Raw genomic sequence first — 11,735 nt, 5'->3', positions numbered from 1 at the left:
GATGACGGCCGATACCGCCACCAATCTCGATGAAGCCATCATCCGCTCGGCTGAAAACACGGCAGATCTGATCAAGCGGGCCCGCGAAGCGGTGCATGGCGTGATCTTCGGCCAGGAGGCCGTGGTCGATGGCGCCCTGATCACCCTGCTTTCCGGCGGGCACGGCCTGCTCGTCGGCGTGCCGGGCCTTGCCAAGACCAAGCTGGTCGAAACGCTCGGCGTGGTATTGGGGCTCGATGCCAAGCGCGTGCAGTTCACGCCGGACCTGATGCCCTCGGACATTCTCGGCACCGAAGTGCTCGACGCCAGCGAGACCGGCAAGCGCAGCTTCCGTTTCGTGCGCGGTCCGGTTTTTGCCCAATTGCTGATGGCCGACGAGATCAACCGCGCCTCGCCGCGCACCCAGTCGGCCCTGCTGCAGGCGATGCAGGAATATCACATCACCGTGGCGGGCGAGCGCCATGACCTGCCCAAGCCCTTCCATGTCCTGGCGACGCAGAACCCCCTCGAGCAGGAGGGCACCTACCCCTTACCGGAAGCCCAGCTCGACCGTTTCCTGATGCAGATCGACGTGCCCTATCCCGATCGCGAGGACGAGAAGCGCATTTTGCTCTTCACCACGGGCGCCGAGGAGGCTCCCGCGCGGCCCGCCATGAGCGTGGAGGATCTCCTGGGCGCACAACGCCTGGTCCGGCGGTTGCCGGTCGGCGAATCGGTGGTCGAGGCGATCCTCACGCTGGTGCGCTCGGCCCGCCCCGGCGAGACGCCAGACCTTGCCGGCAAGATCGCCTGGGGCCCGGGCCCGCGCGCCAGCCAGGCCCTGATGCTCGCTGTGCGGGCACGTGCCCTGGTGCAGGGCCGGTTCTCTCCTTCGATCGACGATGTCATCGCTCTCGCCGAACCCGTGCTCAAGCACCGCATGGCCCTCAGCTTTGCCGCCCGGGCCGATGGCGAGAGCATCGAGGGCGTGATCGGACGCCTTGCGCGCAAATTGGGCTGAGCCGAATGGCGGTTTCCACGCGGCTGATCGACGAGCATAAGGCGGTCAGGTCATCAGGCCTGCAGCAGGCGGCGCTCGATCTGGCCGAAGCCATGCCCAGGCTTGCCCTGGAGGCGCGCCGCGTGGCGGCAACGGCATTGCATGGCCTGCATGGCCGCCGCCGGGCCGGACAGGGCGAGAATTTCTGGCAGTTCCGCCATTTCGCCCCGGGGGAGGCGGCTGCCAATGTCGACTGGCGCCGGTCGGCGCGTGGCGACGAACTTTATGTGCGTGAGCACGAATGGGACGCGGCCCAGACCCTGTGGCTGTGGGTCGACCGTTCGGTCTCGATGAATCTGGCGTCGAGCCTGGCGCAGACCTCCAAGCTCGAACGGGCACTGGTGCTGTGCCTGGCTTTTGCCGACCTCCTGGTGCAGGGCGGTGAACGCGTCGGCCTGATCGGCCTGGCCCGGCCGACCTCGCAGAGGGCGATTATCGAAAAATTCGCTCTCGCCTTGATGGCGGCGGCTCCGCCCGCCACGGCGGAGCGCAGCGGACTGCCCGAGCGGATTGCGCTCGGGCCTCGCAGCGAAGCCATTCTGATCGGTGATTTTCTCGACGAGCCGGAAGTAACGGGGGGCACCATTGCGGCCCTGGCGGCTCGCGGCGCGCGCGGTCATCTCCTGGTCGTCGCCGATCCGATCGAAGAGACCTTTCCGTTTGCCGGCCGTACCGAACTGATCGATCCTGAAACGGGAGCGAAGTTCCAGGCTCCGCGGGCCCAGGACATCCGCCAGGCCTATGAGGCTCGGCTTGCCGCCCATCGTGACGCCTTGCGGGCGATCACGCACCGTTATGGCTGGAGTATGACGCTGCATCGCACCGACAAGCCGGCCTCCCAGGCCGTGCTGGCCCTGCATCCGCTGCTGCAGCAGGGGGAGGGGGCCTGATGGCGGCGATCGAAAGGCCTGGCCTACGGAGGTTGGGGAGACGTTTGGGGATAAGTGCTCTGTCATCCCCGGTGAGGCCGGAGGCCGAGGGAAGGGGATCCAGGGCTGCAACCGATGCCTTTGGTCCCTGGATCCCCTTCCCTTCGCCCTCTCTCGCTTCGCTCGCGAGTGGCGCAGCCGGGGATGACGGAACGCCTGTTGCCGAACGCAAGCCTGGCGGACGGAGGCTTGGTCGATGCTAGGTTCGCTGGCTCTCGCCTCGCCCTGGATGCTGGCGGCTCTGGCCCTGCTGCCGGCCATCTGGCTGCTGCTGCGCCTGGTGCCGCCACGGCCGCAACGCGTCGACTTTCCACCCTTGCGCCTGCTCTACGGCCTGTTGCCGCGCGGGCGGGTGGCAGCGCGCTCGCCCTGGTGGCTGACGGCCTTGCGCCTCATCCTGGCTGCCTTGGTGATCGCCATGCTGGCCGTGCCGACGCTGCGGCCTTTCAGTCAGGCCGGACCGACGCGTACGGCGCCGCTGTTGTTCCTCGTCGACAATGGCTGGGGTTCCGCCGCGACCTGGGCAAAGCGCCAGGAAGTGATCCAGGCCGCACTCGCCGCGGCCGAGCAGGATCGCCGCCCGGTGGCAATGGCGGCCCTGGCCGAGCCGCTCACCGATCTTTCGCTCAGTCCTGCTGCGAGCCTCGGTCCGCGCCTCACAGCGCTTGCTCCGCAGCCCTGGCAGGCCAATCGTGGCGCCTATGCGCCCGCCATCGCCTCCTTCCTGCGTGCGGCGCCGGAGGCCGAGATCCTCTGGTTCTCGGATGGCCTGGCAGGGGATGGCGACAATGGCTTTCTCGCCGCTTTGTCGGAAGCCGGCAAGCAGGGGCGGGTGACGGTCTATCGTGACGATGGCCGCAGTTCGCTGGCCCTTGCGGGCGCGGCCAATGCGCCGAGCGGCATCTCGGTGCGCGTTTTGCGCACGGGCAAGCTCGATCGCGTCTTGTCAGGCACGGTGAGGGCGCTCGACCTCAAGAACCTGCCGGTTGGCCAAGCCGATTTCAGTTTCCCGGCAGGCGCCGGCGAGACCACGGCGCAGCTCGACCTGCCCGTCGACATTCGCAATGATGTGGCGCGGCTGGAAATCGTCGGCGACGCGTCGGCCGGAGCGGTGCAGTTGCTCGACCGCACCTGGCGCCGCCGCATGGTCGGCATCGTCTCGGGGCAGGACAAGGATGTCAGCCAGCCCCTGCTGTCGGCGAACTATTACCTCACGCGAGCGCTCGAACCCTATGCCGATGTGAGGACTGCCGAGGGAACCTCGCCGGCCGAGGCGATCGGCCGCTTTCTCGATGACAAACTGCCGGTCTTGATGCTGGCCGATGTCGGCAATCTCGGCGATGCCGAAGCCAAGCTCTCGACCTGGATCGAGAATGGCGGCGTTCTGGTGCGCTTTGCCGGCTCGCGTCTCGCTGCCGCCGAGAATACGCTGCTGCCGGTGAAGCTGCGCCAGGGCGGGCGCACACTGGGCGGGACGCTCTCCTGGGAGAAGCCGCAAAAGCTCGGCAGCTTCGATGCCAATAGCCCCTTCGCAGGCCTCGCCTTGCCGGATGACGTCAGCGTCAAGCGCCAATTGCTGGCCGAGCCCGATATCGATCTGCCCGGCCGGACCTGGGCTGCCCTGGCCGACGGTACGCCGCTGGTCACGGCCGAGAAACGGGGCAATGGCGTCATCGTGCTCTTTCACGTGACGGCCGACACCACCTGGTCCAACCTAGTCCTGTCGGGAACCTTCGTGGAGATGCTGCGCAAGGTGGTGGGGCTGGCCAAATCCGCGCCGGTTGCGGGGGCTGCCGCAGCGCAGGCGAGCGCCACAGCGCCGGTCTATGCGGCGCCGAGCCGGACGCTCGATGGGCAGGGTGCTTTCCAGGTGCCGCCGGCCACCGCCCAGCCCGTGCGGGCGGATCAGCCCGGCATCGGCCGTCCCGATCATCCGCCCGGCTTCTACGGGCCGCCCGATGGCCTGGTGGCCGTCAATGCGCTGGCTGCCAATGCCGTGTTGAAACCCCTGGACTATACCACCGTGAATGCGTCCCTGGCCGACTATACGGTTGCCAAGCCGATCGCCCTCGGGCCCGTTCTGCTGCTGGTCGCGCTGGCCCTGCTGCTGGCCGATGCCCTGATCGTCTTCTTCATGGCGGGCGGCTGGACGCGTCTTGCCCGTCCCGGTGTGGGGTCGGCGGCCCTCGTCGTGCTGGCGCTGTCCCTCACCCTGTTGGCATCGCCGGATGCCCAGGCGCAGAGCCGCCCCTTCGACGCTGCGCTGAAGACCCGCCTTGCCTATGTCGTCACCGGCGACAAGGAGACGGACGATACCAGCCTCGCCGGTCTCAAGGGCCTGACCGCCTATATCGCCGAACGCACGGCGCTGGAGCCGGGGCCGCCCGATGGCATCGATCCGGCCAAGGACGAACTGGCCTTCTATCCGCTGATCTACTGGCCGATCGTGCCGGGCAAGGAACCGCCGCCGCCGGCAGTGATGGCGCGCATCGACGCGTTCATGAAATCGGGTGGCACCATCATTTTCGATACGCGCGATGCGGTGCAGCAGGATGCGGGGGGAGCGGCCACGCCGGCCGGCGAAACGCTCAAGCGCCTGCTCTCGGGGCTCGACATTCCCGAGCTCGAGCCCATACCGGCCAAGCACGTGCTGACCAAGACCTTCTACCTGCTCGACAAATTCGTCGGGCGTTACGACAATGGCGAAACCTGGGTGCAGGCCACCGCCCCGACATCCGAGGACAGCGACAAGCCCGTGCTGGGGGGAGACGGTGTTTCGCCCTTGATCATCACCTCCAACGATCTGGCCGCAGCCTGGGCCGTCGATGCCCAGATGAATCCGCTCTTTCCCGTTTCCACCGGGCTGGAGCGCCAGCGTGAGCTGGCCTATCGCGCCGGCGTCAACATGGTGATGTATGCGCTGACCGGCAACTACAAGGCGGATCAGGTGCATGTACAGGATCTCCTGGAGAGGCTCGGCCGCTGATGAGCGATTTCTCCCTGCAATTCCTGCCCTTGCTGTCCTGGCCTGTCGTCATCGGCCTGGCCGTGCTGGCGGCTGCGGTCGCGGCGCTGTGCCTGCTGGCGCGGCTGCGTGGGGCCTGGCTGCGCGCGCTGGTGCTGGGCCTGTTCGTCCTCGCTCTCACCGGGCCCATCCTGACGCGCGAGCAGCGCGCGGTGCTGCCCAATGTCGTGGCCCTGGTGGTCGACCGTTCCGCCTCCCAGTCGCTGGACGAAAGGACGCGGCAGACAGACGCGGCCCGCGACGAGCTGAGCCGGCAGATCAAGGCGCTGGGCAATACCGAGCTGCGGGTGGTCGAAGCGGGGGGCGGGGTCAAGTCCGGTGCTGACGGCACCCAGCTCTTCACTCCCTTGGCGACTGCCCTGTCCGACGTGCCGCCGGACCGCGTCGGCGGCGCCATCCTGCTGACGGACGGCGTGGTCCACGACGTGCCGGCTCGAGCGGCGGCCCTCGGTTTCAAGGCGCCGCTCCATGCCCTGATCACCGGCCGGGAGGATGAACGCGACCGCCAGATCAACCTGGTCGAGGCGCCGCGCTTCGGACTGGTGAAGCAGGCCACCACCATTCGCTTCCGCGTCGTCGATCGCGGTCCGAACATGCCGTCGACCGCCGCGGTGATCCTGCGCCGCGATGGCGAAGAGATTGCGCGCACCACCGTGCCGGTCGGCGAATTGTCGTCGCTGCAGGTGCCGATCGAGCATGCCGGCGTGAATGTGGTCGAGCTCGAAGCCGAAACCGTGCCGGGCGAACTCTCGCCGGTGAACAACCGGGCCGTGCTGCAGATCGAGGGCATCCGCGAGAAGATGCGCGTCCTGCTGGTCTCGGGCGAACCCAATGCCGGCGAGCGCACCTGGCGCAACCTGCTCAAGGCCGACGCCAATGTCGAGCTCGTGCATTTCACCATTCTCAGGCCGCCGCAGAAGGGGGACGGCACCCCGATCAACGAGCTCTCCCTGATCCAGTTCCCGACGCACCGCCTGTTCGACGAGGAGATCAACCGCTTCGACCTGATCATCTTCGACCGCTACGCGCAGGAAGGCCTGCTGCCGGCCGCCTATTTCGACAATATGACGGAGTTCGTGCGCAATGGCGGGGCGATCCTGCTGGCATCGGGCGCCGATTACGCCTCCGAGAACAGTCTGTGGGGTACCGGCCTGGCCGAGATCCTGCCGGCCTCGCCATCTGGCAACGTGCTCTATCAGCCCTACCGGCCGGAGATCAGCGCGCTCGGCAAACGCCATCCGGTGACGCGGGACCTGCCGGGCGGCAATGCCAATCCGCCGGCCTGGGGCCAATGGTTCACCACGGTAGAGACCAAGCTGCGCGAGGGCAGCGCCGTGATGACCGGCGCCCGAGGCGATCCGCTGCTCGTGCTCGCCCACCAGGGCAAGGGCCGGGTGGCCCTGCTGCTATCCGACCATGCCTGGCTGTGGGCACGTGGCTATGAGGGCGGCGGGCCCCATGTCGATCTGCTGCGGCGCCTGTCGCACTGGCTTTTGAAGGAGCCGGATCTCGACGAGGAGGCTCTGCGTGCACGGGCTGTCGGCCGCGACATCACGGTCGAGCGCCAGACCATGGCGGAGACGGCGGCACCGGTCGAACTGATCGGCCCGAATGGCGAGAAGGTCAGGCTTGCCCTCAAACCGGAGAAACCGGGCCTGTGGAGCGCAGTCTATTCCACCGACGTGATGGGGTTGTGGCGGGCCCAGGACGGCGCCTTGCTGGCGATCACCAATGTCGGTCCCGCCAATCCACGCGAATTCCAGGACCTGCTCTCCACGCCCGACAGGCTGAAGGGCATAGCCGGCGAGACCGGCGGCAGCGTGGAGCGCCTCGCCACCGCGTCCGGCCTGTCGATACCGGCGGTTCGCGCGGTCGGCGCCGGCTCCGCCTATGGCGGCAGCGGCTGGATCGGCCTCAAGCGCAGCGAGGCGTCGGTGGTACAGGGCATCGACACTATCCCGCTCTTCGCGGGCCTGCTCGGCCTTGCCTTGCTGCTGGGCGGCGTCACCCTGCTCTGGGCCCGGGAAGGCCGGTAGCCCAACACACGCTTTTGCATGGCAGAGCGCGGGATATGCGGAGTGTCGGCCTCCCGGCTGATACGCCGGATGCCTCTCGGATGAAAATTGCAGCTATATCCTCCCGGCGCTCCCACGCATGGCGGCTGACAGGCAGGATGGCGTCGATGCCTCCGTTCCGCCATGCCTGGCCTGACGATTCGACTCTTGAGCCGGGAGGCCCTAAATTGGAGATGCAGGTTTCCAACCGTGCCTGCCTCAACGGAATGGGCCAAGGATACGAGAATGCGTAGCGACGAGATCCGGCCAGGAACGTTGGCCAAGCGCCATGCAGACCGACGATCCCAGACGACGCTGGGCTTCCGGCGCGAGAGTTTTACTTTGCCGCGTGAGGAAGCACGTGCCAAGGCGCGCGATCTGTTTACCCGCTACCCCAAGGCGGCCTATATGACCGAGATCGAATACTGGGAAGAACTGCCGGACGGGCAGATCTTCGTCACCATGCGCCATTTGCCGACGGCCGACTGAGAAGGGCGGTTTTCGCGGCCTGGGCCAGTTGACCTCCGCCGACGTCGCTGGCAGGGTGGTCCTATGTTCAGGTTCAATCGATCGAACTCGCGGCTGATCTCGTCCGACCCCTCGGGGCCGGGTTGCAGTCGCATGCGCTGAACTCTCTCCGCCATCGCGTTTCAACCAGGGCCCCGCCATCCGGCAGGGCCTTTTCGTTTGCTCCTGCCGCTGTGCGTCGCCAGCATCAGGAGGCAACATTGCTGGACATCGCTTTCATTCGTAACAACACCGCCGCGGTCGCCGAGGCGGCCCGGGTCAAGGGCATGACCATCGATCTTGATCGGATCCTGGCCCTCGATACTGCCTTGCGTCGGGGCAAGACACGGATCGAAACCTTGAGGGCGGAACGAAATCGCATCACGGCACAGTTCGCCGAGGCCTCTGCGCCGCTGCGCGCGGCCGGCGCCGAACGTTCCAGGGCGATCGCAAGCGCGCTTACCGCCCTCCAGGGGAATGCCGGAGAAACGGAACAGACCTTGCGCGACCTCTTGTTGACGGTTCCCAACCTGCCCTGGCCAGGGGCGCCAGTTGGGCCGGATGAAAAGAGCAATCAGGTGGTGCGCGCCGTCGGCGATCGGCCCGACTTCGCCTTTCCGCCGCTCGATCACCTCGCCATTGCCGACAGGCATGGCTGGATCGACCAATCCCGGATTGCCAAGGTTGCCGGGGCCCGCAGCTATGTGCTGAAGGGGCGCCTGGCCTTGCTGGAACAGGCGCTCTTGTTCGACACGTCCCGTCGGCTCGCCCGCGAGGGGGTCCAGCCCATCGCCGTTCCCGCCCTGGTTCGTGGGAATGCCTTCGTCAATACCGGCCATTTTCCCTTCGCCAGGGAGGACACCTTCGAACTCCCGCGGGACGGTGCATATCTTGCCGGCACCGCCGAGATCGCGCTGACCGGCCTGCATGGCGGCGAGATCATCGATGAGCGCGACCTGCCGCTGCTCTATGCCGGCTTCTCTCCCTGCTTCCGCCGCGAGGCCGGCAGCGGGGGACGCGACGTGCGTGGCCTGCTCAGGGTTCACCAGTTCTACAAGGTGGAGCAATATGTGATCTGTCGCGATGATCCCGAAGAATCCGCCCATTGGCATGGCCGGCTGCTCGCCAATGCCGAGACCGTCCTGCAGGCCCTGGAGCTGCCCTATCAGGTCGTCGAATGCTCCACCGGCGACATGGGGCCGGGCAAGGTGAGAATGAACGACATCGAGACCTGGGTGCCGAACCTCGGATGCTATCGGGAAACCCATAGCTGTTCCACCTTGCATGATTGGCAAGCCCGGCGAGCCAATATCCGCTGGCGCGATCGGCGGGGGCAGGTCCGATTCTGCCACACGCTGAACAACACCGCGATTGCGACGCCGCGCATCCTGGTGCCCTTGATCGAGAATCACCAGACGCCGCAGGGGCAGGTCCGAGTGCCCACCTTCCTGCGCAACTATCTCGATGGGGAGGAATTGCTGTGACGAGGGCCAGCCCGACCGGCACGGACCGGATTACAGCCGGTCCAGCAAGTCGGGCAACTCCGCCAGGAAGGCGTCGCGCGCCTGCAGCCCGGCCCTGAGATTGCCCTTGGAGCCCATCTGCACCTGGCGCACGAAGGCCACATTGCGGCCGTCCCTGTTGGCCCAGCCGACGAACCAGCCATAGGCATGATCGAAATCGAGCCTGCCGTCGGAGCGCCGGGGCGCGCCGGAGCCGGTCTTGCCGTGAATTTCCCAGCCATTGGGCAGGGGAGCAAGCACCAGGATACGGGCTGTCATGTCGTAGGCCCGGTTCGAGACCGGCAATTGGTGACGCACCATCCGCTCCAGGAAGTCGAGCTGCTGGAGCGGTGTGATCTTGAGGGATGAGCTCAGCCAGGCCTGGGTGAGGCCGTTCTGCTTGCCCGGATCCCCGGAGACGTCCTGATTGCCGTAGTCGAATTCGGCGACATAGCGCTTGAAGCGCTGCTTGCCGAGACTGCGCGTGATCTGCTGCGAGTACCAGACCACCGAATTCTTCATCCAGCTGGCGGGGTCGGTGCTGGTGCGCCATTCCGGCACCCAGTCGGCATAGCCTTCGCGAAAGGGCAGGGCGGGCACATGCTCGTTCTTCAGCAGGCCCGAATCATAGCCCATCAGGCTGATGGCGATCTTGAAGGTCGAGGCCGGCGTGATCGGTTTGTCGCAGCTCCCTTCCTGCTTGAGCAGCTTGCCGGTCGCCACGTCGGCCAGCAGCGTGCAGGCGCTTGCGACGGCGGCCTCCGATGGCTGGGCCAGGGCGCTGCCTCCACCGGCCGGCATCGTCGAGAAGACGGCGGTGGCAAGAGCCACCAGGGCGGTCGTCGGACGGTGCATGCAGCAGGGTCTCCGGAGTCGACGCGCATCTGTCAGAGACATTGTGGCCCGATCTTGTCGATGGCAGCAACAGGCCGCGCTGCCCCTGGGGACAAAGTGCGATTTGAGTGATTCCGTCAAATCGCAAAACGCTTCGACCCGAAAGCGGGCCGCGGACCTATCCGCCTGCAGCCTGACGGCGGGCGGAAGGCAGGAATCGGCGGGTCAGGGCCATTTCACCGTGGGCGGCATCGACGACAGGATCGAAGACACATTGCCGCCGGTCTTGAGGCCGAACAGCGTGCCACGGTCATAGAGCAGGTTGAACTCGACGTAACGTCCGCGACGCACCAGCTGCTCGTCGCGCTCGGCCTCCGTCCAGGGTTTTTCGAAATTGCGCGTCACGAGCTCGGGATAGATGGCAGCGAAGGCCGTACCGACCGTCCGGGTGAAGGCGAAATCGGCCTGCCAGTCGCCGCTGGTGAGCCCGTCATAGAAAATGCCGCCGATGCCGCGCGACTCGTTGCGATGCTTGAGGAAGAAATAGTCGTCGCACCATTTCTTGTAGCGGGCATAGTCGGCCACGGCGTGAGCCTCGCAGGCCCGGCGCATGGCGGCGTGAAAATCGAGGCTGTCCGGGTCTTCCTGCGTGCGGCGTCCGTCGAGCATCGGCGTCAGGTCCGCGCCGCCGCCGAACCAGGCCTTGGTTGTCACCACGAATCGGGTGTTCATGTGCACGGTGGGCACATGAGGGTTCCAGGGATGGGCGATCAGGGAGATGCCGGAGGCCCAGAAGCGTGGATCCTCGGCGGCGCCGGGAATGTCGGTGCGAAATTCGGGTGAAAATTCCCCGTGGACGGTCGAACAATGCACGCCCACCTTTTCGAAAACCCTGCCATGCATCATCGCCATCACGCCGCCACCGCCCGGGTGGCCGGTGTGGTCGGTGCGCTGCCAGGGCGTGCGCCTGAAGCGTCCTGCGGCCGTACCGGCCGGGGCTCGGGCCTGGGGCAGCGCGTCCTCGAGGGTCTCGAAGGCGGCGCAGATCTGATCGCGCAGAGCCTCGAACCAGGCACGGGCCTCGGCCTGGCGGGGGGCGATCTCGGAGGAAAGAGGGGCGGAACCGGGCTTTGTCATGCTGCCTCTATAGTCCGTTTCCGCTAGCAGGCAATTGCGCAGGATCAATGACGGCCGAAAGGCGGACGTGCTCGATCAGGACGATTCCGCCGGGGAAGGGAAGCCGTCGGTCTGGCGCAGGGCCTCGCCCAGCACCATGGCGGCGGCGACGGCCACGTTGAGCGAGCGCAGTCCCGGGCGCATCGGTACGAACACCCGCGCGTCGGCCGCGGCATGGACCGCATCGGGCACGCCGGCTGATTCCCTGCCGACCATGAGGATGTCGTCCGGCCGGAATACATGGCCGGTATGGGGCACCGCGCCCTTGGTGGTCAGCAGCACCAGCCTCTGTCCGCTCGCGGCCCGCCAGGCCTCGAAGGCCGGGAAGGAAACATGGCGGTCGATGGCAAGGCGGTCGAGATAGTCCATCCCGGCGCGGCGGAATGCCCGGTCCGACACGGGAAAGGCCGCGGGCTCGACGATGGCCGCCTTTACGCCGAGGCAGGCGCACAGGCGCAGCATCGTGCCGGCGTTCTGCGGGATGTCGGGTTGAAACAGGGCGAGAGTGAGCGGCATTGGGGCATCGGCAGGGCGAGGGCGGAGACGTTCTTCATAGGGGACGCTTCCGGCATCGGGGATAGAGAATTTGCATTTATGGCGTTGATGTCATGCGACATAGCGCCATTTGCGGGCTGCACGATCTAGACAACTTCGCAACAGAGTGGCATG

Annotated in this window: 9 protein-coding genes; 6 read left to right on the top strand and 3 right to left on the bottom strand. The window is 66.7% G+C overall.

All coding sequences use genetic code 11. From position 1 onward, the window contains the following. Position 1 precedes the first annotated feature (1 nt). The 6 genes from ABXS05_RS12795 to serS all read left to right on the top strand — a co-directional run bounded on the left by ABXS05_RS12795 (position 2) and on the right by serS (position 9,038). On the top strand, positions 2-1,000 hold the full coding sequence (locus tag ABXS05_RS12795) for an AAA family ATPase (protein ID WP_322431365.1): 999 nt from the start codon (positions 2-4) through the stop codon (positions 998-1,000). 5 nt (positions 1,001-1,005) lie between these two features. Beyond that, positions 1,006-1,929 carry a DUF58 domain-containing protein gene (locus ABXS05_RS12790; protein WP_367624164.1) on the top strand — a complete coding sequence of 308 codons (924 nt, stop codon included), beginning with the start codon at positions 1,006-1,008 and terminating at the stop codon, positions 1,927-1,929. Positions 1,930-2,164: 235 nt separating this feature from the next. Further along, positions 2,165-4,954 (top strand): DUF4159 domain-containing protein, encoded by a 2,790-nt coding sequence (locus ABXS05_RS12785; protein ID WP_367624163.1) that lies wholly within the window; start codon positions 2,165-2,167, stop codon positions 4,952-4,954. Further along, positions 4,954-7,029 carry a hypothetical protein gene (locus tag ABXS05_RS12780; protein WP_367624162.1) on the top strand — a complete coding sequence of 692 codons (2,076 nt, stop codon included), beginning with the start codon at positions 4,954-4,956 and terminating at the stop codon, positions 7,027-7,029. The genes ABXS05_RS12785 and ABXS05_RS12780 overlap by 1 nt, the downstream gene beginning before the upstream one ends. Positions 7,030-7,293: 264 nt before the next feature. Continuing rightward, the gene (locus ABXS05_RS12775) at positions 7,294-7,536 is read left to right on the top strand and encodes a hypothetical protein (RefSeq protein ID WP_311933601.1); all 243 of its coding nucleotides are present in this window, start codon (positions 7,294-7,296) and stop codon (positions 7,534-7,536) included. 239 nt (positions 7,537-7,775) lie between these two features. Next, entirely contained in the window at positions 7,776-9,038 is a 1,263-nt protein-coding gene (gene serS / locus ABXS05_RS12770) for a serine--tRNA ligase (protein ID WP_367624161.1), read from the top strand. Positions 9,039-9,068: 30 nt separating this feature from the next. On the opposite strand, the gene blaOXA is transcribed toward serS, so the two are convergent. The 3 genes from blaOXA to ABXS05_RS12755 form a co-directional block, all read right to left on the bottom strand. Beyond that, complete coding sequence (gene blaOXA / locus ABXS05_RS12765; protein ID WP_376717619.1) at positions 9,069-9,857, bottom strand: class D beta-lactamase; 789 nt, start codon at positions 9,855-9,857, stop codon at positions 9,069-9,071. Between the two features lie 258 nt (positions 9,858-10,115). Continuing rightward, on the bottom strand, positions 10,116-11,027 hold the full coding sequence (gene hemF / locus ABXS05_RS12760) for an oxygen-dependent coproporphyrinogen oxidase (protein WP_311933595.1): 912 nt from the start codon (positions 11,025-11,027) through the stop codon (positions 10,116-10,118). A gap of 75 nt (positions 11,028-11,102) precedes the next feature. Further along, a complete protein-coding gene (locus tag ABXS05_RS12755; protein ID WP_311933594.1) occupies positions 11,103-11,582 on the bottom strand; it encodes a tRNA (cytidine(34)-2'-O)-methyltransferase in 480 nt (159 codons plus the stop codon). Positions 11,583-11,735: the final 153 nt, after the last annotated feature.

It is taken from the genome of Labrys neptuniae (genome assembly GCF_040797145.1).
In the GTDB taxonomy this organism is placed as follows: domain Bacteria; phylum Pseudomonadota; class Alphaproteobacteria; order Rhizobiales; family Labraceae; genus Labrys; species Labrys neptuniae.
The sequence above is the reverse complement of the archived record's forward strand: the minus strand, read 5'-3'. Positions and strand labels throughout refer to the sequence as shown.